Below are 25,888 nucleotides of genomic sequence, written 5' to 3' on the forward strand. Positions count from 1 at the left end.
GTTGGGGATGTTCTTCTTAATTTGCTCGCACAGTATAGGGTTAAGAGTGCTATTGCGTACTAAAGATTTAGGCTTTACGGAAGCTGTGGAACGGCAATGTCTAGCCATTGTGAATGCGCTTGGATTATCCTTCTAATAAAGTAGCCCTTTGTGGGGCTTATAAAGGGTGCCGAAAACGGCTACCTAAAGGATGGGGAATACACATGTTGTCGTTTTTTCCATAGGCGTTTTAGCTCCATATACCTTTCCCCTTCCCCAAGGGCGTTCAAATAACATACGATGATCCCCTTTTTGCCATCAAGAATACCCAATCTAATAATATAGTTATAGGAAAATTTCCACAAAGGCTTTACAATTAAGGAGAAATAGTTGAATGTTTTCTTTTGCTGAAAGGCTTCTTTGGCTTTTAATCGGCCATATTTCATCATTTTCATTTTGTAGTCAGTATAGGTCTTATAGCAGTAATGCATAAGAGGTTTATGTAATACACCTGAAGACCCGTTAACAATAAGCGTTTCGTGTACTATTTTTTTATCGCAAAATCGGACTTTACTTTTCCTGAATAGTCTATAGTTTTTATCGGTTTGCCAGCCGCTGAAATACAAACGTCGGTTTTGAAACATAAATTTTCTATAACACCAATAGGCACTGTGCTTGGAATCTCTTGTCGCCGTAATTTTTATCTCCTCCCTTAATGGCTCCGTTATTACTTCATCGGCATCCAGAAATAGAACCCAGTCGTTGCTTGCTTGTTTTAAAGCAAAGGATTTTTGATCCGTGTAGTTCACAAAGGGCTTTTGTAGAACCTTTACCTTAGGGTGATTTAGGAGAAACTGGTAGGTGCCATCAGTGCTGTAAGAATCTACAACGATAATTTCATCGGCAAAGGAAACGGATTCCAGACATTTTTCTATGTATCCCATTTCGTTATATGTGATGATTAAGGCCGAAATTCTTTCCGTGTTGTGTATCATGACATTAAATAAGGTGTTTCTGATTAGATAGGGTAGCGGGAAATAGTTGCGTAAACTATTGGAGTTTAATTTCCAGCTTTACTTTAAAAACATAACATTCAATGAAAATGTGGCGGGTAGTATTTTGATGTTTTATATGATGATAGCAACCATTTATTCCTCCTACGAATATTGAGGAAGCAAAGGCCACCTTACAGGTCAAGGGGGATCAGGGAAAGAAGTTTTGCTGGATGGTTCCAACTATTAGGTGCTATGCTACCCTTGAAAGAATTATTTTAAGAAAGGATTTATAGAAAAAGGAAAGTTATGAAAGGGGGCTGTATCAGGGTTCGAAAAGCGAATCTACAGGTCGCTTATTCCGTGGGGAGTAACATATTGGTAATGGGAGGCGAACTTTGAGTGATTCGCGCTGTTTGTTGCCTTAGGGTCCGCATCAACAAAATGTAATACTATTTCTGTATTCAGTATTAAGGAATATATCGGAATCACTGTTTAAGTAATTGTTAGGGTCGGCATGGGGTACTTGTAGATTCAACTATAACCGATTGAAGGGGATGTTCCTCTTAAACTGCTTGCACTATAAGTGCTAGGAAGAACATCCCCGATCAATTTTATCTGTACAACCGGTAAAGGATTAATGCTTAGATCGCATTATACGGCAACATCGTATTCGCGCAAGGCGTCATTTAAGGATGTTTTCTTATCGGTACTTTCTTTTCGGGTCCCGATGATTAATGCGCAAGGAACCTGGAAATCGCCCGCGGGGAATGATTTTGTGTAGCTTCCAGGAATTACTACGGATCGTGCAGGTACCAAGCCTTTACGCTCTACGGGAGTATCTCCGGTAACATCAATAATTTTTGTAGAGGCAGTTAGTACCACATTGGCTCCTAATACCGCTTCTTTCTCAACACGTACCCCTTCTACAACAATACATCTAGATCCTATAAAGGCGTTGTCCTCGATAATTACGGGAGCAGCTTGTAGCGGCTCCAATACGCCACCAATACCAACACCACCACTAAGGTGAACATTTTTTCCAATTTGTGCACAACTCCCTACTGTAGCCCAAGTATCTACCATAGTGCCTTCGTCTACGTAAGCACCAATATTAACATAACTCGGCATAAGGATGGTGCCAGAAGAAATGTATGCACCATGTCTGGCCACCGCATTTGGAACTACTCGAATCCCTTTTTCTGCATAGCCTCTCTTTAAAGGCATTTTATCGTGGTATTCAAAGATACCCGCTTCCAAAGTTTCCATCTTCTGGATGGGGAAATAAAGAACTACGCCTTTTTTTACCCATTCGTTAATTTGCCACCCATCCTCGGTAGGGGATGCACATCGCAATTCACCTTTATCCAATAGATCTATAACGCGCCTAATGGCATCTTGCGTAGCGGTCTCTTTTAAAAGCTCTCTATTCTCCCATGCATTCTCTATGGTCTGTCTTAATTCTGTCATAGTCGTAATTTCAAATTTAGACAAAGATAGGGGCAACTTTGTAATTAACCTTTTGTTTTTACACTTATAACAATTTATGGTTTATTTTTGCGAAAAAAATAGTTTGGGAAGAATTGTAGCCTTGGATTATGGAAAAGTACGGACGGGTATTGCGGTGACCGATGAGTTGCAACTCATTGCATCGGGATTAACGACCGTTCCCACTAAAGAACTTTTAAATTTTCTGAGGACGTACGTAGAACAGGAGAATGTGGCGGTATTTGTAGTTGGGGAACCAAAGCAAATGAATAACCAGCCCTCCGAATCTGAAGCGTTGATTCAACCTTTCCTGCGAACTCTGCAAGGGGTATTCCCTAAAATTCCAGTAGAGCGGCAAGACGAACGTTTTACTTCTAAGATGGCCGTACAGACTATGATCGATAGCGGAATTGGGAAGCAAAAGAGAAAAAATAAGGCCTTGGTCGATGAAATTAGTGCAACCCTCATCCTTCAAGCATATTTAAATAGAAAATAGTAGCATGATATTACCAATAGTAGCCTACGGAGATCCCGTTTTAAGAAAAGTAGCAGCAGATATTGATCAAGATTATCCTAAATTGGAGGAATTGCTTTCCAATATGTGGGACACCATGTACAACGCTTATGGTGTTGGTTTGGCAGCACCTCAAATAGGGCTTCCAATTCGGGTTTTTATAATAGATACGACCCCTTTTTCCGAGGATGAAGATCTTTCCGAAGAAGAGCAAAAAGCATTGAATGGCTTTAAAAAGGTGTTTATCAATGCGCATATTTTGGAAGAGACCGGTGAGGAATGGAACTTTAACGAAGGATGTCTGAGTATTCCGGAAATACGGGAGGATGTCTCTAGAAAGGATACCGTAACCATCTCTTATCTGGATGCTGATTTTAAAGAGCATACGGAAACTTATGATGGATTGCTAGCCCGTGTTATTCAGCATGAGTACGATCATATTGAAGGGGTGCTGTTCACGGATAAACTATCTACCTTAAAAAAGAGGCTTTTAAAAGGTAAGTTGTCCAATATTTCCAAAGGGAAGGTGAAAGTAGATTACCGTATGCGATTCCCACAGCAAAAAAAAGCACGTTAAAACAATTTCTTATATAAACAAAAAGTGTAATATTTGCGCTTGAAATTTAAGATGTCAGATGAGTTTAAATAAAATATTATCCATTTCAGGAAAACCCGGACTTTATAAATTGTTGACACAGACTCGTTCTGGTTTTGTGGCAGAATCTTTATTGGACGGTAAGAAAGTGACCGTTAGTTTTAAGAACAACGTCAGTGTCCTTTCCGAAATCGCTATCTACACCCTAGAGGAAGAAGTTCCCTTAAAAGATGTATTTGAAAAGATCAAGGAAAAGGAAAACGGTGGCAAAACATCGGTTAGCCATAAGGACGCTAAAATTAAATTGGAGGAGTATCTTTTTGAGGTCTTGCCTAACTACGATGAAGATCGGGTATATGCCAGCGATATCAAAAAAATTATCCAATGGTATAACTTGTTGCACGAGCACGGAATAACTGAGTTCGACAGTTCGGAAGAGGAAGAAGAAATTGCTTCCGAGGAAAATGAATAAATTGGATTGATTTCCACTACGATAAGTAAAAAAGCCTTCGGAACTCCGAAGGCTTTTTTACTATTATATGTTTAATCAAGATCTTTCATGCAACAGCTTCCTTTTGGGAAGCTGTTGTTTTTAAAAGTGTAATTCGCACAAGGCTTAGTTGGAATCCTTGCTTTTTTTCCAATCTATTAATTTGGAGGGGTAATACTTTACGTTCATCCGATCTAGGTAAGGCGTCTGATTGGCCAATCGCTGTTTATAGTCCTCCCAATCTCTATTTTCTTCAGTACTCCACCCTAGTTCGGCGTGGCCTATTACTCTGGGAAAGGCTAAATACTCCAATTCTTCCATATTGGTAATGGTCTCTGACCATAGTGGCGCTTCTATTCCTAAAATATTCTCTTTGCTAACGCCCTCAATATATCGTTCTGGAGTCCAGATATAAGCGGTGTCTACAGGAATATACCCCGCCCAGTGCAATCCGTACTTGGAAAGCGAGTCGTACTTCATATCAAGATATGCTTTCTTACCCGGGGAGAGGATTACTTTTAATCCTTTTTCAACCGCAAGCTTCGCATTGTCCTTATTGCTCCAGAATTGGGCTATAGCGGTGGTATCAATATCCGCATGGGCAATCTCATCCCAACCGATCATACGTTTGTTGTGTTTTTTAACAATTTTATCTACCCTAGATATAAAATAGTTGAAGTCTTCTTTCTTGGTAACCAGACTTTCATCTCCTCCCGCGTGGAAGTAGGGGCCCGGGGTCATTTCCGAAATTTCCCTAACTACATCATCTATAAAGTCGTATACAGAGTCTTTTCTGGTGTCAAAGGTGCTAAAGCCTACTTCGATGCCCGTATAGGGAGTTACTTCCTTTCCATTTCCGTTTAGGAAGGGGTAGGCCAAGGATGCCGCGTTGGTGTGTCCGGGCATGTCCACCTCAGGGATGATGGTGATGTGCTGTTTTGCGGCATAAGCCACCAAGTCTTTATATTCTTCTTGGGTATAGAATCCTCCAGGACCACCACCTACCTCGGTGCTTCCACCAATTTCGGTAAGCTTGGGCCACGATTTTATCTCAATTCGCCATCCTTGATCGTCCGTAAGATGCAAGTGTAGTGCATTGATCTTGTAATAGGCCAAAAGGTCTATATATTTTTTTACGTCTTCCACGCTAAAGAAATGCCGTGCTACATCTAACATAGCACCCCTATATTCAAAATTGGGGTAGTCAGTTATTTTTCCGGAGGGAATTAACCACAATTTATTCTTGGACAGGGTGTCATTGCTGGTCTCTGGGATCAGTTGTCTTAGGGTCTGTACGCCTCTAAAAGCTCCTTCTGCGGTGTTTGCGCTAATAACAACGGAGTCTTGAGAGATATTTAATTCGTAGGCCTCTTTGTTGGGAAGCTTGCTGTCATTTAGTTTTTGGATTAAAATGTTCCGGTTTGAGTTGGAAGTTCCATTTACCGAAAGGTCTAAGTTGGTTTGCCATTTTATTTTTTCGGCAAGGTATTGGCCCAATTCCGAAAAACCGGTTGCAGTGTAGATTCCAGTGTTTTGGTCCAAACCAAACGCGCTATGGGTGGCCTTAATTTGTAGCGGTTTGGGAATTAGATTTTCCTGGGCCAAATTGGTTTCTGGATAATGCTCAATGTCATTTTGGCCTTGCTTGCATGCTGTAAGGACTAGCAAGGAGCAGAGGAGTAAAAGAGGTTTCAATAATAGTGTTCTTCTCATAATAAGCAATTTCAAAAATTAATGTCATTTAGTGATAAAGTCGCGGTCGTCTTTCATAAACGGGGCAATTACGGAATACCAGAGATTATACCCCTTTTCATTTAGATGCAGTCCGTCCTCAATAAAAATATCTTGTTTCAGTTGCCTACCGTCTAGCATGGCAGTCCACACATCGGCATATTGTACTCCGGTTTCCTTGTGAGCCAATTTTTGGAGACGGCGGTTCAATCTTTTATATTTTCTCTTATAGTGCCAACGGGAGATACTGGGTTTTGCGGCAATTAAGATCAGTTGTGCATGTGGGTTTTCCCTTTTAATATGAGAGATTATTTGTTGGGTGGTCGCTACGATATTTTTAATTTTTTTGCCCGAAACAATATCGTTGTCCCCTTCATATATAAAGACCTTCTTAGGATTAAATCGCAGGATGAGCTCTTGTCTATGGTGTAATAAATCAGTCGCCTGGGATCCTCCGAATCCCGTATTCACAATTTGTTGACCCGGAAACAGGTCGTTCAAGTTTTTCCACATGCGAACGCTAGAGCTTCCAGTAAAAACAATGGTTTCCTGGTTGCTATCCCAAATAGTATCGTATTTCGCCTTAAGGGCTTGTACCTCTTGGGCGAATGGGATGTTATCCTGCCCCAGTACAAGGAGGGGGAATATTAATAGGAGGTAAAATATTGGTTTCAATTGGATGAGAATTAATAAACAAATTTAAATGATTTTAGTAATAGACCAATAAATTTCGACCGAGAACGCCTAGGCTAAGATGTGGGTATTGAATCGTGGTCCTTTAAAGAAAATCCTACCATAGTTGAATGGGGTAAAGGTTGTTAAGGATTGGAGTAAAGCAATTAGGGGGCTGCCTTGTTATGCCTTCCCCTGTACCTGCTGTGCCTGAATTCTTTAATCGCCTGCGACCTTTAGGGGGCATTCGTTGGTTCTGATTTTCCTACCAAATTAGATACACTGGCCATCAATAAATTAAGTTACTCCTGTATAATGGCCTGATAGACCAGCTGTCGCATTTTTTCACCATAATAATTATTGTAGGGCTGTAATTGGGTCATTAAGATAACTACCATCTCTTCTTTGGGGTCAATAAAAAAATAGGTGCTATAGGCGCCGCTCCAATAATACTGCCCTACAGACCCCAAGCTTTTACTCTCCGCTAAATTGGTGGTAACCCCAAAACCAAGTCCAAAACCCTGTCCTGGAGCTTCATATAAGTCGCCAACATGATTCATGGTCATGATCTCCACAGTTTTTGGGCTTAGAAAATGTCTGCCCTTATAGGTTCCTTGGTTGAGTAACATTTGGCAGAATTTCATATAATCTGCAGCAGTGGAGAAAAGGCCGTGTGTGCCTCCATAGATGGTATTGCCTTCAATGGGTAATTGGTTGGGAGAATTTATAAGAGTCCCATCTTTGTCAATATGATGTACCGGTACCCATCTATTGCTTTTATCTTTAGGAATGTTATATCCAGTGTCATTCATATCTAAGGGGGTGAAAAGACGATTTTTTAGGAATTCTGAAACATTTAATCCGCTAAAGTGTTCTATAAGCAAGGCTAATACATCTGGCGAGGCACTGTAGTACCATTGTTCTCCAGGTTGCCCTACCAAGGGTAAACTGGCCAGGGTGTTTACCCTGCTTTCTATGTTGTTATGTGGTTCTGAATATAACGCTTTTGCATAGTCATTGTCTAATTTTGTTCCCCCCAATCCATGTGAAAAACCTGCTGTATGGGTCAATAGGTGGTTAATGGTAATTTCCTTATTGGCCGGAACGGTTTCCCCTTGGGCACCCTGATCTACGTTTTTAGCCACGCGGGCATTTTTAAATTGTGGTAGGTACTTGGAAACTGGATCGGTCAATGAAAAATGCCCTTCCTCATATAACATCATAAATGCAGCGGTTACAATGGGCTTGGTCATGGACATGATGTGGAAGAGTTGATCTTGTTCCATGGGTTTCTTTTCATTCTTGCTGCTATATCCATAGGCGGACTTATGGACAACCTCTCCTTTTCTCATGATATAAGAAACTGCCCCTGGAATTCTTCCATCCGCTATCTCCTTTTGTAGAAATTGATCATACCTCGCTAATCGATCCTTATCAACACCCGCTACAACGGAACTGGGAGTTAGCTGTATATCGGCTTGTCCATAGGTTAAACTACCAAAAAGCAATAGGAAACTTAGGAGAGTAAATAGGCGGGTGGTGATTTTCATAGTTGTGGATGTTTGGTGTTTTAAAGATAAGGCTAAATATTTTAACCCATAATTGCAGGTTCATTATTTTGGTGGGGCCTAGTAAACTACCTAAAACGAACTATCCTAAAATCACTCCCTAAAAATGGGCACTAGGTTGTGCTACCGAACGCCCTTTACATTCATCTCCAAGGTGTATACCGAGTTCATCGCCGTTATAAATAAGGTTTTTTGGTCCTTTCCGCCAAAAGTGACATTGGCCGTCCAACCCTGATCGATGGGGATATGCAGTATCTTTTCTCCCTTTTTGTTGAAAACGGTTACCCCATTTCCGGTAAGGTATACATTGCCTTGTTCGTCCAAGGTCATACCGTCCGAGCCCATATTGGTGAACAAAGTTTTATTGCCTAGGCTTCCATCAGAATTTATGGAATAGGAATAGGTTTTCTTATCCCCAATATCGGCTACATAGAGAAGCTTGCCATCGGCACTTCCAATAATTCCGTTGGGCTGCACCAAGTCATTGGCAACCACGGAAACCTCCTTTTTATCAGGAGATAAATAATAGACCTGCTGTTTCTCTAATTCCATTGCCGTTCTTGTCCAGTAATCGCGTTGATAATAGGGATCCGTAAAATAGATGCCTCCTTTTTGGTCTACCCAAAGATCATTGGGGCCATTTAGCTTTTTTCCCTCAAAATCGCCTATCAATACTTCTATGTTTTTATTAGGGTCTATGGCCCATAATTGATTTTTTTCATCGGCACAGGCTAGGAGATTGCCCTCGTTATCAAAGTAAAGACCGTTAGATCTTCCCGAAGGCTCCAGATAGACGGAAACCCTATTCTCCGCGGCAGACCATTTTAGAATTCGATCGTTGGGCTGATCGGTAAAGTACACATCCCCGTTGGGAGCCATTGCTGGGCCTTCCGTAAATGTAAAGGAGTCGGCCACCACTTCAAGTTCGGCATCCTTAGCTATTAGGGAGGTTTGCTGTGCGCTACAGGAAAAATTAGTAATTACTAAGAAACCGAAAAGGAACTTCAAAAATAGAGTGCGTATTGTTGTCATAGGAAGAATGAAAATAATAGTAAGGAATAATCAGGTTGTTGTTATGTTCCAATGGATGCCATAAAGAGGCTAGGTTCATCAGAAACTATGTATTGGCATATCGTTTATAGTTAAAGGACTAAAGTTAGCCAAAAAACTCGGGATAGGGGAAGTCACAAACCGGGCGGAGTTTGTATTTTTGTGCAAAACCTATTTTATATGAATTCCAGGGAATCCCAATTACAGGCCTTTGATCGATTGTTGACCATTATGGACGAGTTGCGTTCACAATGCCCATGGGATAAAAAGCAGACCATGCAAAGCCTTAGGCATCTCACCATAGAGGAAACCTACGAATTGGGCGATGCTATCTTGGACAATGACCTAGAGGAGGTGAAAAAAGAATTGGGCGATGTACTGTTGCATATTGTTTTCTATGCTAAGATTGGTAGCGAGACCCAAGATTTTGATATTGCTGACGTAGCCAATGATATTTGTGATAAATTGATTACAAGACACCCACACATCTATGGGGATGTAGAGGTGGCCGATGAGGAAGAGGTGAAACGGAACTGGGAGCGTATAAAATTAAAGGAAGGGAAGAAAAGTGTGTTGGAAGGAGTGCCTAGGGGGTTACCGGCCCTAGTGAAGGCCAACCGTATACAGGATAAAGTAGCCGGCGTTGGTTTCGATTGGGAAAAACCGGAACAAGTGTGGGAGAAGGTAAAGGAGGAGTTAAAAGAATTTGAATCCGAAGTGGTCAAGAATGATGCAGATGCCATGGAAGCCGAATTTGGGGATGTACTTTTCTCTTTGGTAAACTATGCCCGATTTTTAAAAATAAACCCGGAAAATGCACTGGAAAGGACTAATAAAAAGTTTATAAAACGATTTCAGTACCTAGAAGATAAGGCCAAGGAACAAGGGAAATCCTTGAAGGATATGACCCTGAATGAAATGGATGTTTTTTGGGAAGAAGCCAAAACGGTCTAATGATTCCATCATAAGCCCAGCTTCTTAAATTATATTGACTCCATTACTAGCTAGGAACCCAATAGGGCTGTATAAAATTACTAAGGGGTGCAAACGTATTATTGATATTGGGAAGTACTGGAAAAAAGAAGCGGATGCCTTATCTTTATCGCCTTTAAGAAAACACGGTTTGTTACAAAAATATACAAAAGAATTTCGGTACAACCTCACCTTGTCCTTTCCTGTAATCTTGGGAATGTTGGGGCATACTTTTGTCCAATTTGCCGATAATATTATGGTGGGACAATTGGGGACGGCAGAACTTGCTGCAGTTTCCTTGGGCAATAGTTTTGTTTTTATTGCCATGTCTTTTGGGATTGGATTCTCCACCGCCATTACTCCTTTGGTGGCAGAGGCCGATGGAGCAAAAAATATAGGTGATGGAAAAAGCGCCTTAAAACATGGCCTGGTGTTATGTACCCTAATAGGGCTGTTTTTGTTTGGGGTTATTCTGATGGGGAAACCACTCATGTATATGATGAAACAGCCAGACGAGGTGGTAGCATTGGCTATGCCTTATCTAGATTTGGTAGCATTCTCTTTAATTCCCTTAATTATTTTTCAGGCCCTTAAACAGTTCTCCGAAGGCTTGTCCCAAACTACCTATCCCATGTACGCCACTGTAATTGCCAATGTGGTGAATATAACACTTAACTACCTCCTGATATTTGGGTCTTTGGGTTTTCCAAAATTGGGGATTGTAGGTGCGGCCGTGGGTACCCTAATCTCCAGAGTGGTTATGGTAATCTTCCTATGGCAGCTAATTAAAAGGAAAAAGAAATTTAAGGCCTACGTAACAGGTATCAATTTTAGGAAGATTGAGCGAAAAGTCATGAGAAAGATCGTCGATTTAGGTTTTCCTTCGGCACTACAAATGTTTTTTGAGGTGGCTATTTTTACCGCTGCAGTTTGGTTAAGTGGAGTCTTGGGTAAAAACGCACAAGCTGCCAACCAAATTGCGCTTAACTTAAGCAGTATGACCTTTATGGTGGGAATGGGACTTGGTGTAGCTGCTATGGTACGCGTAGGAAATCAAAAGGGGATTGGATCTTTTAAGGATTTAAGACGCATTGCCCTATCTATATTTTTGCTCACCTTTTTGTTGGAGGTAGTCTTCGCTATTTCATTTATCGTTTTAAAAGATTGGCTGCCTACGATTTATTTGGATTTGGGGGATATGGAGAATTTAATGGATAATACGGAAGTTGTTATTCTGGCTGCTCAACTCCTCTTTGTAGCTGCATTTTTTCAAATTTCGGATGGGGTGCAAGTCGTTGTTTTAGGGGCCTTGCGAGGATTGCAAGATGTTAAAGTACCTACAATGATTACTTTTGTGGCTTATTGGTTAATTGGTTTCCCCATAAGTTTTTACCTGGGCATTTATACCTCCTATGGGAGTATGGGAATATGGATAGGGTTGTTGGCCGGACTCACCGCATCGGCTATAATGTTGTACATTCGATTTAATTATTTGACCCAAAAATTGATTCGGACCCAGGATGTTTCGGTCCTAGATAACGGATAAAAAAACAAGAGTCCCTCTAGGTTCGTGGAGGGAATAATAAATTTTAAATTAAAACTGCTTATGGAATTTCCAAAATTTTTACTAGGTGATAATACCGATTATCCCACTGCTATATTTATAGTACATACAGAATACCCTCGATTCATCATCAACCTAGAAAATGATGAGGTGGAGTGGTTAGAGGATTTTGATAGGGAAGACGAAAAGGAGTTGGAAGAGGAGGCTGGCAAGCTCATTGAAGCTGCTACTGCATTTTACGATAGGGAAATTTCTAGATACGAAGAATAGATAGGATGTTGGAAGAATTAGTGCGGTTAGACAAGGAGTTATTTCTGTTCCTTAATCATTTAGGGAACCCTTCTTGGGACGGATTTTGGCTATTTATTACCGATAAGTGGAGTGCAATACCTCTCTATTTGTTGTTGGCAATTATTACTTACAGGGTATTTGGGCTAAAACAATTACTTCTGGTATTGGGTAGTATGGCATTATTAATACTGGCTACGGATCAATTGGCCAATTTTTTTAAGTACGGGGTTCAGCGATTTCGTCCTTGTTATGATTTGGAAATTGGAGAATCTGTACGTCTGGTAAAAGCTTCTTGCGGAGGGAAATTTGGATATTTTTCTGCGCACGCCGGAAACTCCTTTGCGGTAGCCACTTTCTTCACCTTATTATTGGGTGCCAAGTTGCGGGCATTGGGAGTCTTTTTAGTAGTGTGGGCCATGGTTGTGGCTTATAGTAGGATCTATATAGGGGTCCATTTCCCATTAGATATCCTTACGGGAGCGCTAGTGGGTTCTGGTATGGCCAGTATTTTCTATCAGCTGTTTATAAGGGTAAGGGACCGCTATAATATTTAAACAGGGCTCGCAAGTTTTCTTAATTGCGAGCCCTGTTTAAGGGGTATAAGCTGTGTGTTAATTGCAGCAGTTATCTTAAAGGAGAGACTAGGTATCGATCTCCGTTTCCTTCTTTTGAAATATCCACGCGTTTAGAGGGCCAAGGAAGATAGCAAAGAATACTAGGCCAAAGGCAAATTCATATACTTCCCAAGTGCGGTCTGCGGAGTTTAGGGCAACAAAGGCAGTAGCAACTAAAAAAGCTATGGTATGATGCCATTTTACAATGGGAACCGCAAAACTATCCGCTAAATTCTTAAACCACTTTTGCTTTCTGTAAAGTATAGGGGATACTATAAGGTAGAGGAACATTACCACAAACAACAGTTGGCTAAAAATGAGTTTGTTGATTTTCTTTTCGCCTACCACCAAGTTGTGTAGGTTGGTTTCCCCCTGGGCGTTATTCTTTAAGAAGAACTCACTGGACTCTACTTCAAAAATTCGTTGGCCCCAAGAGATTTCTTCTCCAGCTCCAAAGAAAAAGAGAATTACAAAGAGGATAGTGCCTACCTTCCACAGCGATTTTTTAAATTTCCAGAGAGTAATCAGGTGATACAGGGACAAAACTGATATCCCTAAAAGCATAATGGCGGTGGCCCATTCCACCGGTCCGTCTTCTTGTGCAAAGCGGGTATTAAAGTATTCTTCATCCGTTAGGCCTATTGCCAGCCCTGAAAGAAGGGTAAGAAGTAATACTGCATAGGCTACTTTTTCAAATTTTGACAACTGCTTCATCATTGTTTTTTAACTATATAGAAATTGTTTACCAATCTGTTTTTATGGTTCCTGCTACCTGGAGATGCATTTGTATTTAAATCGTACATTTCTTGGTGGGTAACCGTATATCCGGCACCAAAGATACGTTTAAATTCAGATTCATTTACCTGCGCAACAACTACGCCAAATACCTTTTCTTTGGGAATCGGTTGTTCTGTTGTCATTTTTAAATCGGGCAAACTACTACCGTAGTCCCAGATCATTTCGGGGGATATTTCCCCAAAACTATAAATGGGCATTCCCTTTTCTAACATGCGGTTCTTTAATTGGGATATGGAATGATAGTCCGTATTTTTTTCCATGGCAGCAGCTAATGGCATGGCCAACAGTTTTATGGTGGCAATAAGTCCTATAGACAATAGAAAGCAGGAGAACCACTGCTGTTTTTTAAGATATATCAAAACAAAAAGGCCAATTGCCACAAGCGCTAGGGAAGAGGCGATATAATAGCCCCAAAGTCCCGCTAAGTTATTCCCTAAGGCAATGTATGCTACTACAGGGAACGCGAGGCCTATGAGGCCCACGATTCCAAAATGCAGGTAAAGTGGTAGCCGTTCTTTGCTGCCTAAGTCTTTATTTTTGTTCCTAAACAAATAGGAAAGGTAGATTCCAATATTTAGGGCCAAGGGAATTAAAACTGGAACGAGGTAGCGCGACTTCTTTTCGGGAACGATGGATAATAGGAGCACGGAAAAAATGGTCCAGAAAAATGTAAGCTGATAAACCTTTTTGTTTTCAGCCCGTTTTATGAGGTAGGGGTAACATAGACTTACTAGCGCAGGAATGGTCCACAGTCCGCTTTGTACAAAAAAGCTCCAATAGTAATAGAAGGGTCTTACGTTATAACTAGACCAATTGGCGGTTTCTTTTTTGGTGATGGCTAGGAAGGCTTCTGGATCGGCTAGGCGCACATAGATAAACCACCACAATCCCAAGACTAGAGCAATAAGTGTAGTGATAAGTACTGGGTACATCTTTTTGTCGCGTCCAAAACCTTTAAATCCTTGGACCCTCCCATAGGCCAATAAAAATGGCAATAATAATGCGTAAAAAGAAATAGGTCCCTTACTCATTATAGAGAGTCCAATAAATACGCCTGCTAAGGCAGCATTTTTCCATGCGTAGGAAGGTTGGGAAAATAATTGAAAAAGGAAATAAATTCCTACCATCATAAACCCATGGGTGTAAATGTCCCAGGGGGCTTCTAAAGTTATTCCAATGATGTAAAAGGAGGTGAGTAGCACTAAAGCGCTAAGCAGGGCATACAAGGTATTGTCCATTAGCTTAAGGGCCAGCTTATATGTGGAAAAACCTAAAAGAATGGCCATGAGCATGGCCGGGAAGCGAAGCACAGCCACATTATCCAATCCAAAAAGCCATCCGAAAATAGCGGTGAACCAAGTGGGCAAGGGCGGTTTTTCGTACCGGGGAAGTTCATTCATGGTAGTTAAAAGCCAATTGCCGTCCAGAACCATTTCCCTAGCCGTTATAAAATTCCTAGCTTCCATAATGGTTACGGGCATTACCCCTAAATGAAAAAGAAAGATGGCCGCTCCGGATACAAGAAGGACCAAAATGGGGTTATTTTTTATCCACTTCATGTTTTTCATTTTTTAGGATAATCAAATTTCTTACATAAACCACCAATCCTAGACTGTGACCCACAAAGAGAACGGGGTCCTTCCTAAATATTGCATAGGTGAGGATTAAAGAGGCTCCTATTAAACTGAGTAACCAAAATCCGAAGGGAAGACTGGAAACCTTCTTTTTTTCCGAATACAACCATTGGTATACAAATCTAAAGGTGAATATTAGTTGTGCTATAGATCCCAAAAGGAGTAACCACAAGGGGATTTTTTCGTTGTTAAAAAAACTGTCTAAGTCATAGGTACTATTGTTATAGCCATAGACCGTAATAATTATCGGAAAAATGTATAGAAAGATCCGGAGGAACTTTGGCAGTTTACGCCAATCGCCCTGCATTTGCATATTTCGGATATAGACGAAATAGGTAATGGCCTGTCCCAACATGATGGCAAAATCTTCGCGTAGCCATCCGTAAACGAACAGTAAAAACGAGGCCAAAAGACTTAGTTGCCAAAATAGCCTGGGGGTAAGTACCTTTTTGTTTTTTTCTGAGATGATCCATTGGACCAGCATTCTACTGGAAAAAAGAATCTGGGCTAGAAAGCCAATTGCGTATACAATCCAGTCTGCCATTTAGCCTTTTTTCTCTATCTGGTAGTTAATGTATTTTTTCTTCATCCATAAATAGGCAAAGCAATCCATCAAGGGACCAAAAAGTCGGTTCCACAATCCAAATTTAGCCGTCCCGGCCATCCTTGGAAAATGACGAATGGGAATTTGTATGATAGCGCCTTGTTGTAGAAGGATCATGGCAGGTAGAAAACGGTGTAGGCCGTTAAACATGGGTATTCTCTTGGCATAATCCGTTTTTATCACCTTTAAGGGGCAACCGGTATCGTCCATTCCGTCTTTAGTAAAGGCACGCCTAATACCATTTGCAATGAGGGAGGAGGCATTTTTCACCAAGGAATCCTTTCTGTTTTCCCTAACTCCAGTGACCAGGTCGTAAGGGCCTATATGCTGTAAAAGCAAGTTGAAATCTTCCGGGGAAGTTTGTAAGTCCGAATCAATATATCCTAGTAAGGGAGTGTCTACATAATCGAAGCCAGCCTTTATGGCCGCACTTAATCCGCGGTTCTCTGCAAATTTTATATAATTAAAATCGCTGTTGCGTTGACAGATAGCTTCAATAACTTCCTGACTTCCGTCTTTGGACCCATCGTTAACGAAAAGTATCTTGGCCTTTTTTGTGCAGATGGTTAGGTATTCGGAAAGTTCTTTTTCAACCCGTTCCAGATTGTCTTCTTCGTTGTATACTGGTACGATTATCGTGAATTCATAAGTCATTAGTACTGGGCTATGTTCAACTGGGTCCATAATATGGGGTCAAAGATAATAACTTTGGAAAGCTATATACTATGAATCACTTTCCTTCTTTTATTTAAATTCTGAGGAACTATTTTTCCTTGAAGAGGACCATTAGTCTTTCTGCTGCTGCGAAGGGCGATAATTTTCCTTGGACTACCTCTTGGGTCATATCTTCTAAGTGAGCCCTTATCTTTTTATCCTGATAAAATTCCTGTTTTAGTAGGTCGTCAATAGTCTGTAATAGCCAGTATTTGTTCTGTTCTTTTCTATTTTCCTGGAAGGTTCCCTTGCGCTTATTATCCGCTACATAGATTTTGATCTGCTCCCAAATTTCTGAAATTCCTGTGTGTTCCGTAGCAGAACAGCTAAGGACTTTGGTGATCCATCCATTTTTTTTTGGAGGATAGAGGTGTAAGGCCCTGGAAAATTCCACTTTAGCCTGTTTTGCTTGCTTTAGGTTTTCTCCATCTGCCTTATTGATTACAATTAGGTCGGCCATTTCCATAATCCCGCGTTTTATACCTTGTAACTCGTCTCCGGCACCAGCAAGTTTTAGCAATAAAAAGAAGTCCACCATGCCGTGCACAGCCGTTTCACTTTGTCCTACCCCTACGGTTTCTACTAAAATTATATCGTACCCTGCTGCTTCGCACAATACTATGCTTTCCCTTGTCTTACGGGTTACTCCGCCCAATGAGCTTCCGGCAGGGGAGGGGCGTATAAAAGCATTGGGATCCCTGACCAATTCTTGCATACGGGTTTTATCCCCCAGAATACTACCCTTACTTATGGTGCTAGTAGGGTCTATCGCTAGTACGGCAACCTTTTTTCCCAATTTAGTAAGGGTGCTCCCAAAGGCTTCTATAAAAGTGCTTTTTCCCACCCCAGGAACTCCAGTGATGCCAATACGGACGCTTTGGCCGCTAAGGGGCAAACAATGGTCGATAATCTCTTGGGCTTGGGAACGGTGGTTCTCATTGCTGCTCTCTATCAAGGTTATGGCCCTGGATAAGGCCGCGATATCCCCATCAGCGATGCCAGAAATCAATGCTGAGGTAGAAGGATTTCTTTTTCTAAAAGATTTAATTTTAGAAATATTACTTTTTTTAAAATGTTCGTCGGTATTCAATTTAATGTTCAATTGGTACGCTTACTTTAGTTTTGTCCCATGAAAGGCTTAGATATACTTTGTCTCCCTCATCAAAATGGATGGTAAAACTTTCTTCCGGCTTGGGAAGTTCCTTTACGGGGACCGTAACCTCCACAACATCCCAATCTGAATCCCTAGTGGTTTCCTTGCCTCCACTTAGGATGGTTACTCCCCAATCTGGCACCTCACTATTAAAAATGATTTCCCAGCTATTCTTATTTGGACGCGTCCATAAGGAATAGGTCCCTGCAGCCAATGGCATCCCGTCAACCTTTATTTTCGTTCCGGTGGTAAAGGTGGTGGGTTCATTAGCGCCGGTTCTCCAAACCACGCCATAGGGAACCAACTCCCCAAATATGTTGCGATCTTTTTTGAAAGGACTGCTGTAATTTACGATAAGATCCATGCCGTTTTTATTATAGGTGGCTGTTCTCTCTGGACTATGCTTTTTGGTCTGTTCCCTTAAGTACGATTTTCCGCCTAGGAAAAACGCAAGCACAAGTACAGCGATTACCAATAAAATCCATTTTAGAAATTTCATGATAGTTGGTTTATAGGTTATAGGTGTACCTAATTTACAAAACCAAATCTATATTCCGTTTCATTGTGGTAAGTTTCTCCCGGATTTAAAATGCTGTTGGGGAACTTTGGCTGATTGGGGGCATCGGGGTAATTCTGGGTTTCAAAGCAAATAGCTGCAAATTCGGGCGGGGTATATACCACCATGGAGGGTTGATTGGTAAGTACTTCCATGGATAGGCCCGATACCTTGGAGGATAAACGGGTGTTGAATGATGAATTTTGGTCTAGTACAAAAGGGGTGTCAAAGCGAGTCCCACCAATTTGTCGTTCTTCCAAAAAATCAAAGTCGGTCCCCGCTACGTTTAGCACCTCCCCAGTGGGCATTAGCTGTTTATCTAGTTCTATATATTGTGAACAGGGCATTTGTAAGTTATAATGGTTCATCTGAACCTGTCCGTCTAAATTAAAATAGGAGTGATTGGTTAGGTTTACTGGGGTTGCCTTATCTGTGGTTGCTTTATGGATAATATGCAGGGAACTACCTATTAGTTTATAGGTGAGGGTAACAGTAAGCTTCCCTGGATACCCCTCTTCCATATCCTCGCTAATATAGCGTAGGCTTACCGACGGGTTTTCTCCCTCTTCTACAGAATCTATGATCCAAGTTTTTTTGCCAAAGCCCTCTTTTCCGCCATGGAGGTGTACCCCATCGATATTGTATAGGGGATAGTTGGTTCCATCAATTTGAAAGCTGCTATTTGAGATTCTTCCCGCGTAGCGACCTATACATGCCCCTAGGGATTTATTGTCCGTTAGATAACGCGCCGGTTCCTCAAAACCAACCACAACATTGAGGTCTTTTCCATCTTTATCTTTTAGGATTAACTTTTGAATGATAGCCCCGTAATCCAATACGCTAAGGCTAATAAAACTGTTTTTTATCGTAACTTGATTCAAGGTGTATCTTTTTTAAACCATAAAAGTACTCTTTTTTGCAACACATGAATTATTCCATCGTCCTTAAAGCAAGGACAAACAGTTTAGGAATCCCAAGTTGCTTAAAAATATAACCGATAACCATAACCAAGTAATGAAACCGGGCTAATGTTTCAGATTGATCTTGTAGAAAAATGTAAGCGCAACGATCGTAGGGCGCAATTAAAACTTTACCGGCAATATTGCCAAGGAATGTACCGTGTTGCCATGCGATATTTGAAAAATGCGGACGATGCCGAGGACGTTCTACAGGAAGCCTTCATTAAGGCTTTTCAAAAAATTGACCAATATAAAGGGGAGGTAAGCTTTGGCGCCTGGTTGAAAAAGATAGTGATTAATAAATGCATCGATTTTCTAAAGGCCAAGGAACTAAAGGTGGTAGAATTAAAGGAGGGGTATATGCAGGTGGCGGTGAATGATGATTGGACGGTGAGCGATGATGTAACTTATCAAGAAGTACTCCTTGCGATGGATAACTTAACGGAAAAATATAGAAGTGTAATTCAATTGTTTTTGTTGGAAGGTTACGATCATCAAGAAATTTCAGAAATATTGAACATAAGTTCCACTGCGTGCAGAACTAGGTTATTAAGGGGGAAGGGACAATTAAAGCTGTTATTAAAATCAAATAAATATGTCACAGGATCTTAGAGAAATGTTTAGGGATAAAGGTCGGGGAGGCGAGTTTTACATGAGGCCGGGCCATGAAAAACGTTTTATAGAACGCTTGGATAAAGAGTTGCCCAATCCGCAACGAGCGGCTTTTCCCTGGGTGAAACTGGCGGCGGTTATGATGCTCCTGATAAGTCTGGGGGCGTATATATTGCTGAATATGCAACAGAATGATAGCATTAATTCCACCGTAGTAGATAGTAAGAAGGTAGTGCCGCAAGAGGCCGGGATTTCTTTGGGAGACCTATCCCCAGACTTGAAGAAAGTTGAGAATTATTATATGGCCCATATTAGTTTGGAATTATCCCGCTTGGAAATATCGGAACGCAATGAAGTTTTAATCGATAGCTATATGGAACGTTTGGAAGAGTTAAATAGTGCCTATAATAGCCTAACCAAGGAATTGAATGAGGTGGGGCCCAATGACCAGACCATTACGGCCCTAATTAAAAATTTACAGCTGCGGTTGCAATTGTTGCACAAGCTCCAAGATAAATTAAAGGAGTTGAAGACTCAAAACAAAGGATCCAACGCTGCTAATGCCCAACTAAGTACCTAAGAGAAAGTAAACGCTAAAAATAAATTGAGATGAAACACAGGAATATAAGGATGCTAGTAATTGCCACCATTCTAACAATGGTTGTATTTCCCAGCTGCTACGCTCAGAAAAAAACAAAGACCTTCCAAGAGAATTTTAATGTAGGAAAGGAAACCGTTTTGGAGATAAATACGAGCTACAGCGATTTGGAGTTTGAAACCTGGAATAGGAATCAAGTGGCTATTGTGGCCATAGTGGAAATTGAAGGTGCTACCGAGGAAGAGGCAACGACAATTTTTAGTGGCGCTCCCATTAAAATCATGGGAAATAGCAAGAAGATAGAAATAAGTACGGGTTCTCAATATCGTTCCCAATTTCCTTTTACTCCAGATGGCTTTAGAGAGATACACGGGGATGTGCTGAGTGATTTGGAGGGGATGAGGCATGAAATTGAAATGGAGGTCCTGCCTAAGCTTCCCGAAGTACCGGAGCTACCAGAACTTCCGGAGATTATGGAGATTCCCCCATTACCGCCAATAAATATGCAGCCGTTTGACTACGAGGCATATAAAAAAGATGGTGCGGCCTATATGAAGGAATGGAAAAAGGAGTTTGACAAAAGTTTTAGCCAGGAGTATCAAGATAGTATGGAGGAGTGGAGCGCGCGCATGGAAATTAGGCGAGAGAAATTAAGGGAAAGACATCGAGAAAGGGCTGAGGAGCAACGGGAAGCAATGGAGGAGCGTAGGGAAAAAATGGAGGAGGCACGTAAAAATAGAATGGAAGCCATGGAAGCGTCGCGTAAGGAACTTAGGGAAGAATTAGCGGTAAGGAGAAATGAATTGAGGGAAAGTGTGCACGGGAGAATTATGGAAATGGAACGGGAATCGCCAAGCCAAAAGCACCGGCACGGGCCTAATGTTTTTTACTTCTCCGAGAAGGGTAGCCATAGGAATTATAAAATTAAAATATCGATTAAAATCAAGCTGCCCAAAAACATGAAAATTAAAATGAATGTGAGGCATGGGGAGGTCAAATTGGCTGAGAGCGGAAATAATATAGAAGCTACCTTGTCGTACGCCTCCCTATGGGCCAATGATATAGCTGGAGACCAAACCTCGATCAAGGCTTTTTATTCTCCGCTTAGCGTGGAAAGATGGAATGAAGGCAGATTAAGGGCCGATTATTCCGAAAAGGTAACCATAAAAGAAGTTGGTAAGCTTAGTTTAAGTGCTACCTTTTCGGATATAACGATCGAATCCCTCTTGTCTGAGGCTACTATTAAAAACGATTTTGGTCCTTTGGATATCCAAAGGGTTTCCAAAGATTTGAAAAGCCTAGACATTAAGCTGCAAAATGCCGAACTGCGTTGTAAATTACCTTCTTCCCCCTATACTATATCGGTTACTGGAACCCACTCTGAGGTTGTCCTTCCAAAAGGCCTCAGTCTGCAAAAAGTAATAAACGGCCCTAGTACCTCATATACGGGGTATAAGGACAAAAAAGACAGTGGCACCTCCATTAGTGTCAATTCACACTTCAGCGAAGTTGCCCTGCACTAAAGGAAATTGGCTGGCCTTAAGTTTATTATAGCTTGGGCTCCCAACCGGGCTCGTACTCCCTTTTCCAATGGGACATGGCCTCGGGGTCGTTTTTCACCCTTCCCGTTGTTCGATCTATATGAATGGTTCTCCCCATGTCCTGGGCTATATTTCCGAGATGACAGGTCATAGTAGATATACTGGCGTCTGTAATAGGAGCGTTTTGAGCCGTATCCTTCCGTATAGCATCAAAGAAGTTTAGAACGTGATTACCGTCCAATCCTCCCATTCCCTGGGTATCCGTGGTGGCACTTTTTACCCCTTCTTCCACTCGTTTGATTAAGCTCCCATCCAGATTATATAGTTCATAGCCGTTTCTGGAAAGGGTAATGGTTCCCTTGCTGCCGTAGATAGTGGCGCCTCTTCCAGGTTGGTCTGGTTTTATAAGCCCACGACTATGACCAGTCCAAGTGATAAATTTATTAGCGCCATAGGTGAAAGTCACCTGTTGGTTGTCCACAAATTCCCAGTCGTCCTGATACGTAAATTTTCCGCCAAAGGAAGTTACGCTATCAGGGAGGTCTACCCCAAGTGCCCATCGACACACGTCTATCTCATGGGTTCCATTGTTGTGCACTTCTCCAGTGCCCCATGCCCTAAACCAATGCCAATTATAAGGATGTATATTGTCCCGGAAATTTTCCCTTGGCGCCGGACCCTGCCATAGATCCCAGTCTAGGCTGCTGGGAACGTCTACCTTATTTCCAGTACCTATAGATCCTCTATTATTGGAATAGTAGGCCTCCCCTTTATAGACGTCACCTATAATTCCTTCTCTAATCTCCTTTACGGCCAAAATAGAACTCTGGGCAGACCGTTGTTGGTTGCCCATTTGTACCTTTTTACCATATCGTTTTTGCGCGGCAACCAATAATTCATTTTCATGTGGATTATGGCTACAAGGTTTTTCTACATACACGTGTTTTCCGGCCTGTAGGGCCATAATAGCCATGGGGGCATGCCAATGTTCTGGGGTGGCAATAAAAACCGCATCCACCTTTTTATCCTCTAGAATTTTTCTAAAATCTTTTTCCACCTTCGGGATATACCCAATATTGGTCTCGCACCAAGCATTGTGTTCGGTTAGGATGGTTTCGTCTACATCACAGTTGTATAATACTTTTGCATTGGCATCTTGGTGTACGGCCTTAATAAGTGCCTTAGCCCTGCTTCTAACGCCAAAGACGGCTACATTGATGCGGTCGTTTGCTCCTAATATGTTCCCGTATCCCATTTGAGGCAGCACCAAGCCGCCCAAGGTAAGTGCTGCACTTCCTGCTGCAGTCTTTTTAATAAAGTGTCTCCTGCTGCTCATTTACTCTTTATTTTTTATTTGTTTAATTTTTATGTTTTTAAAGGATACGCGATCCCCATGGTCTTGAAGAAGGATATGTCCTTGGTCGCTTTCCCCAAAATTGGGCCATTTAACATATTTACTATTAGCCACTAATTTGCGGAAGGCCGGACTTTTTCGTTCGTACGCTAATACTTTGGTGCCATTTAACCAATGCTCTACATGGTTGTTTATGGATTTTATGTGGGCAGTGTTCCATTCTCCTATGGGACGTATCGGTTTGTTGGGGTCTGCTTGGATAAGATCGTACAAAGAAGCAACCGTTCTGCTGCCTGGATGATTGCCCTTGTTGGCATCGGGATGGCGATCGTCATCTAAAATTTGATATTCCAACCCTATGGAAGATCCAGGTCCCTTATTAATATCCGTATCTACATAGTATTTTATGCCGCTATTGGCTCCTTCGGTAAGTTTAAAATCTACCTTCAGCTCAAAATCCCCATAAAGGGAAGTAGTAACAATATCCCCACCTGCGGCAGACTCTTCCCCTCCCGAGGAAAGTACGGTCAGTATTCCGTCTTTAATTTCCCAGCCGCTTTCTGGAAAAGCATCCAAACGCGCTCCCCGCCAGCCTTTGGTGGTTTTCCCGTCCCATAGCAATTCCCAATTGTCTTTTGCTTCAGATACGGTAAGTTGATTTTTAGTGACGATGGGCTCTAAAGGGGATTTTCGGGAATAGGTTCCCAGATCTTCCGTAAGTATGTTAATGTTTCGCCATGCGATGGTAGTTCCTTCTTGTTTGTCTTTTCCAATACTATGGACCTGTAGCGCTATAAAACCACTTGCAGTTTTGTCGTCAATTAAGTAAGCAGCAGGTGTGCCATTTATCCACGTCTTAATGGTATCTCCAATGGCCTCCACACGATAATGGTTCCACTGGTTCTGTTTAAAGGCGCTTTGTGCGGCGGGGTTATTTTCCAAGGTGTTTAGCCAGCCGCGTCTAGACTCGTCATAAATGCCTGCGCTCCATGCCCTCTTGGAGGGATCTATCTCTACTTGGTATCCGTGTACCCTACCATTTCGGTAGCTAGGTATACTATTGCTACGGATCTGAATGCCAGAATTCATGGTAGAATCGACCTTAAATTCTAATTCCAGAATAAAATCGCTATACAGCGTATCCGTTGCTAAAAAGGAATTGGGGGTGTCATGGACCGTAGTTCCAATAATGGCCCCATCTTTAATACTATAATCGGCAATGCCTCCCTTTTGGTTCCAGCCATTTAAAGAAGTCCCATCAAAAAGAGGCACCCAAGGGGTTTGGTCCTTTTTCGTATTCGAACAGGAGGTAAATAGCACGAAAGATAAAACAAGGGTAGAAAGGGAGAAGGGGTACTTAAATTTTAATCGCATGATGGTGGTTTAATAGGTGGTTATTTAGTAATGGTTTCTTAAACTCTGAAAGATATGAAAAAGGAATTAATTAAGTGAAGCTGTTTAGTGCGAAAGAGGGATTATTGCTTTAGTTTTCTATAGGCTTTTACCCATCAATGCTCCCGTGTTTTCAATAGATGGGGAAATTTCTTTTGAAACTTTCTTAAACGAGGGATGGAAACATTTTGAATATACGGGTTGTTGGGATGTTTTTTCTCATAATCTTGATGGTACTCTTCTGCCTGGTAAAATATGGTAAAGGGACTTACTTCCGTAACAATAGGGGAACGGTAGACTTTCTGTTCTGTTAGGGTGGCTATATGGTCTGTGATGATCTTTTTCTCCTTCTCCGTTTTGTAAAAGGCAATAGAACGGTATTGGGGACCGTGGTCCGGACCCTGTCTATTGAGGGTGGTGGGGTCATGGGAACCAAAAAATACCGTCACTAGCGTTTGGAAAGAAATACGTTTAGGGTCGTAATATACCGCCACAGTTTCTGCATGGGAGGTAAGGCCATTGGCCACCGCTTTGTAACTGGGGTCGACCTCCTTGCCGCCTGCATAGCCAGAAACTGCTTCTTTAACCCCTGATAGCTCTTCAAAAATAGCTTCTACACACCAAAAGCAACCACTCGCAAAATAGGCAGTATCCAGTTCCTGTAGGTTTTGGGGCGTGGTAACAGCTATCTTCTTGGTCTTGGTTTCAGATTTTTCAACGGACAAACAGTTTAGTGAAATAAGCCCTAGTAGGAAGAGCAGCGTTAATTGTACCTTTTTCCTGTATATTCTATTTTTTCTCATGATTTTCTTTATCAACTAATTGGATGAATTACTGCTTCCATCTTAGGGATTTCCCCATAAAGCTGAGAGCCCCTATAAATTTACAAAAGAATTCGTGGAACCTTTAAGGATTGGAGATTGGTTTTCCTAGGCTTAATGTTTGGTAGGGGAAGGGATATAATTTTCCGTTGATGAGAGCATAGGTGAGCAAGCAATTCCCTTAATAAAGGCTGCTCTGTTATAAGGTCGACCAAATACCAATATACTGGGTAAGTGAACCAGTGTATTCTTTTCGTTTATCGACAATAATAGACGCTTTATCTATGATTTTGTCGGACACCGAAAATTTGGGAGCTTCAACCTATTGTATTGTGTCAAAGGACTTATTAGACGTTAGTTTGTTGAATAAATTCCCCGTAGTATGAAAGTAATTGTTAGCTTTTTATTTGTTCTTTTTATAGGTGGTTCGGCCCATGCCCAGCAGGGAAATAAGTCGGTAGCGTTGGAAACAGCATCCGTGGAAATGCAAATTACTAATGGGCAGAAGACTTCCAAGGAGGCTAATAAGGAGGTAGCACGCGTATATAAATTTAAGAATTCCAGGATAAAAAAGGAATTGTCTTTCACTACAAAACGGAACAGAGCCAAGTTGGCCTAGGTTTCATTTCATT

27 protein-coding genes are annotated in these 25,888 nt (G+C 41.5%); 11 read left to right on the top strand and 16 right to left on the bottom strand.

Annotated features, from left to right (window positions below; genetic code table 11):
• Nucleotides 1-179 precede the first annotated feature (179 nt).
• Complete coding sequence (locus BV214_RS09000) at nt 180-974, bottom strand: glycosyltransferase family 2 protein (protein ID WP_086477173.1); 795 nt, start codon at nt 972-974, stop codon at nt 180-182.
• 651 nt (nt 975-1,625) lie between these two features.
• Complete coding sequence (locus BV214_RS09005) at nt 1,626-2,441, bottom strand: 2,3,4,5-tetrahydropyridine-2,6-dicarboxylate N-succinyltransferase (RefSeq protein ID WP_086477174.1); 816 nt, start codon at nt 2,439-2,441, stop codon at nt 1,626-1,628.
• A gap of 103 nt (nt 2,442-2,544) precedes the next feature.
• Here BV214_RS09005 and ruvX point away from each other — a divergent pair, with 103 nt between their 5' ends.
• From ruvX to BV214_RS09020, 3 genes are read left to right on the top strand one after another with little or no spacing between them, the layout of a single operon-like run.
• The gene (ruvX, locus tag BV214_RS09010) at nt 2,545-2,955 is read left to right on the top strand and encodes a Holliday junction resolvase RuvX (protein ID WP_086477310.1); all 411 of its coding nucleotides are present in this window, start codon (nt 2,545-2,547) and stop codon (nt 2,953-2,955) included.
• Nucleotides 2,956-2,959: 4 nt separating this feature from the next.
• Entirely contained in the window at nt 2,960-3,550 is a 591-nt protein-coding gene (def, locus tag BV214_RS09015; protein ID WP_086477175.1) for a peptide deformylase, read from the top strand.
• Nucleotides 3,551-3,608: 58 nt separating this feature from the next.
• A complete protein-coding gene (locus BV214_RS09020) occupies nt 3,609-4,040 on the top strand; it encodes a DUF5606 family protein (protein ID WP_086477176.1) in 432 nt (143 codons plus the stop codon).
• A 144-nt stretch (nt 4,041-4,184) separates the two neighbouring features.
• On the opposite strand, the gene BV214_RS09025 is transcribed toward BV214_RS09020, so the two are convergent.
• The 4 genes from BV214_RS09025 to BV214_RS09040 form a co-directional block, all read right to left on the bottom strand.
• Nucleotides 4,185-5,771 carry a beta-N-acetylhexosaminidase gene (locus tag BV214_RS09025; RefSeq protein ID WP_086477177.1) on the bottom strand — a complete coding sequence of 529 codons (1,587 nt, stop codon included), beginning with the start codon at nt 5,769-5,771 and terminating at the stop codon, nt 4,185-4,187.
• A gap of 24 nt (nt 5,772-5,795) precedes the next feature.
• Nucleotides 5,796-6,464, bottom strand: a complete 669-nt coding sequence (locus BV214_RS09030; protein ID WP_223883320.1) for a GDSL-type esterase/lipase family protein — start codon at nt 6,462-6,464, stop codon at nt 5,796-5,798.
• Nucleotides 6,465-6,763: 299 nt separating this feature from the next.
• On the bottom strand, nt 6,764-8,011 hold the full coding sequence (locus BV214_RS09035) for a serine hydrolase domain-containing protein (RefSeq protein ID WP_086477179.1): 1,248 nt from the start codon (nt 8,009-8,011) through the stop codon (nt 6,764-6,766).
• A gap of 141 nt (nt 8,012-8,152) precedes the next feature.
• Entirely contained in the window at nt 8,153-9,037 is an 885-nt protein-coding gene (locus tag BV214_RS09040) for an SMP-30/gluconolactonase/LRE family protein (protein ID WP_245806767.1), read from the bottom strand.
• Between the two features lie 222 nt (nt 9,038-9,259).
• Here BV214_RS09040 and mazG point away from each other — a divergent pair, with 222 nt between their 5' ends.
• Genes mazG through BV214_RS09060 form a run of 4 tightly spaced genes read left to right on the top strand, consistent with a single transcriptional unit; the run spans nt 9,260 to nt 12,460 of the window.
• A complete protein-coding gene (gene mazG, locus BV214_RS09045; protein WP_086477181.1) occupies nt 9,260-10,033 on the top strand; it encodes a nucleoside triphosphate pyrophosphohydrolase in 774 nt (257 codons plus the stop codon).
• Between the two features lie 34 nt (nt 10,034-10,067).
• Nucleotides 10,068-11,597 carry an MATE family efflux transporter gene (locus tag BV214_RS09050; RefSeq protein ID WP_262483069.1) on the top strand — a complete coding sequence of 510 codons (1,530 nt, stop codon included), beginning with the start codon at nt 10,068-10,070 and terminating at the stop codon, nt 11,595-11,597.
• A gap of 60 nt (nt 11,598-11,657) precedes the next feature.
• Nucleotides 11,658-11,885 (top strand): hypothetical protein, encoded by a 228-nt coding sequence (locus BV214_RS09055; protein WP_086477182.1) that lies wholly within the window; start codon nt 11,658-11,660, stop codon nt 11,883-11,885.
• 5 nt (nt 11,886-11,890) lie between these two features.
• Entirely contained in the window at nt 11,891-12,460 is a 570-nt protein-coding gene (locus BV214_RS09060) for a phosphatase PAP2 family protein (RefSeq protein ID WP_086477183.1), read from the top strand.
• A gap of 87 nt (nt 12,461-12,547) precedes the next feature.
• On the opposite strand, the gene BV214_RS09065 is transcribed toward BV214_RS09060, so the two are convergent.
• The 7 genes from BV214_RS09065 to BV214_RS09095 form a co-directional block, all read right to left on the bottom strand.
• Nucleotides 12,548-13,234: a hypothetical protein gene (locus BV214_RS09065; protein WP_086477184.1), complete on the bottom strand. Its 687-nt coding sequence runs from the start codon at nt 13,232-13,234 to the stop codon at nt 12,548-12,550.
• Nucleotides 13,234-14,877: an ArnT family glycosyltransferase gene (locus BV214_RS09070; protein WP_176328486.1), complete on the bottom strand. Its 1,644-nt coding sequence runs from the start codon at nt 14,875-14,877 to the stop codon at nt 13,234-13,236. Before BV214_RS09070 ends, BV214_RS09065 begins: the two co-directional genes overlap by 1 nt.
• Entirely contained in the window at nt 14,858-15,496 is a 639-nt protein-coding gene (locus tag BV214_RS09075) for a lipid-A-disaccharide synthase N-terminal domain-containing protein (RefSeq protein WP_086477186.1), read from the bottom strand. The genes BV214_RS09070 and BV214_RS09075 overlap by 20 nt, the downstream gene beginning before the upstream one ends.
• A complete protein-coding gene (locus BV214_RS09080; protein ID WP_086477312.1) occupies nt 15,497-16,210 on the bottom strand; it encodes a glycosyltransferase family 2 protein in 714 nt (237 codons plus the stop codon).
• 109 nt (nt 16,211-16,319) lie between these two features.
• Nucleotides 16,320-17,372, bottom strand: coding sequence for a methylmalonyl Co-A mutase-associated GTPase MeaB (meaB, locus tag BV214_RS09085; protein WP_223883317.1), 1,053 nt, complete (start codon nt 17,370-17,372; stop codon nt 16,320-16,322).
• The gene (locus BV214_RS09090) at nt 17,362-17,922 is read right to left on the bottom strand and encodes a DUF2911 domain-containing protein (protein WP_086477188.1); all 561 of its coding nucleotides are present in this window, start codon (nt 17,920-17,922) and stop codon (nt 17,362-17,364) included. Before BV214_RS09090 ends, meaB begins: the two co-directional genes overlap by 11 nt.
• A 29-nt stretch (nt 17,923-17,951) precedes the next feature.
• A complete protein-coding gene (locus BV214_RS09095) occupies nt 17,952-18,860 on the bottom strand; it encodes an aldose epimerase family protein (RefSeq protein WP_086477189.1) in 909 nt (302 codons plus the stop codon).
• A 147-nt stretch (nt 18,861-19,007) separates the two neighbouring features.
• On the opposite strand from BV214_RS09095, the gene BV214_RS09100 reads away from it, so the two are divergent.
• Genes BV214_RS09100 through BV214_RS09110 form a run of 3 tightly spaced genes read left to right on the top strand, consistent with a single transcriptional unit; the run spans nt 19,008 to nt 21,671 of the window.
• On the top strand, nt 19,008-19,550 hold the full coding sequence (locus BV214_RS09100; RefSeq protein WP_086477190.1) for an RNA polymerase sigma factor: 543 nt from the start codon (nt 19,008-19,010) through the stop codon (nt 19,548-19,550).
• A complete protein-coding gene (locus tag BV214_RS09105) occupies nt 19,534-20,130 on the top strand; it encodes a hypothetical protein (RefSeq protein WP_086477191.1) in 597 nt (198 codons plus the stop codon). The genes BV214_RS09100 and BV214_RS09105 overlap by 17 nt, the downstream gene beginning before the upstream one ends.
• A gap of 29 nt (nt 20,131-20,159) precedes the next feature.
• A complete protein-coding gene (locus BV214_RS09110; protein ID WP_140157743.1) occupies nt 20,160-21,671 on the top strand; it encodes a hypothetical protein in 1,512 nt (503 codons plus the stop codon).
• A 25-nt stretch (nt 21,672-21,696) separates the two neighbouring features.
• Here the strand turns inward: BV214_RS09110 and BV214_RS09115 are convergent, their stop codons facing one another.
• From BV214_RS09115 to msrA, 3 genes are all read right to left on the bottom strand, one after another.
• On the bottom strand, nt 21,697-23,025 hold the full coding sequence (locus BV214_RS09115) for a Gfo/Idh/MocA family oxidoreductase (RefSeq protein ID WP_086477193.1): 1,329 nt from the start codon (nt 23,023-23,025) through the stop codon (nt 21,697-21,699).
• Complete coding sequence (locus BV214_RS09120) at nt 23,026-24,417, bottom strand: 3-keto-disaccharide hydrolase (protein ID WP_086477194.1); 1,392 nt, start codon at nt 24,415-24,417, stop codon at nt 23,026-23,028.
• Nucleotides 24,418-24,551: 134 nt separating this feature from the next.
• Nucleotides 24,552-25,238 (bottom strand): peptide-methionine (S)-S-oxide reductase MsrA, encoded by a 687-nt coding sequence (gene msrA / locus BV214_RS09125; protein WP_086477195.1) that lies wholly within the window; start codon nt 25,236-25,238, stop codon nt 24,552-24,554.
• Between the two features lie 400 nt (nt 25,239-25,638).
• Between msrA and BV214_RS09130 the strand changes: the two genes are divergently transcribed.
• Nucleotides 25,639-25,875 carry a hypothetical protein gene (locus BV214_RS09130; protein WP_086477196.1) on the top strand — a complete coding sequence of 79 codons (237 nt, stop codon included), beginning with the start codon at nt 25,639-25,641 and terminating at the stop codon, nt 25,873-25,875.
• Nucleotides 25,876-25,888: the final 13 nt, after the last annotated feature.

Source organism: Arenibacter amylolyticus, assembly GCF_002150785.1.
Taxonomy (GTDB): Bacteria; Bacteroidota; Bacteroidia; order Flavobacteriales; family Flavobacteriaceae; genus Arenibacter; species Arenibacter amylolyticus.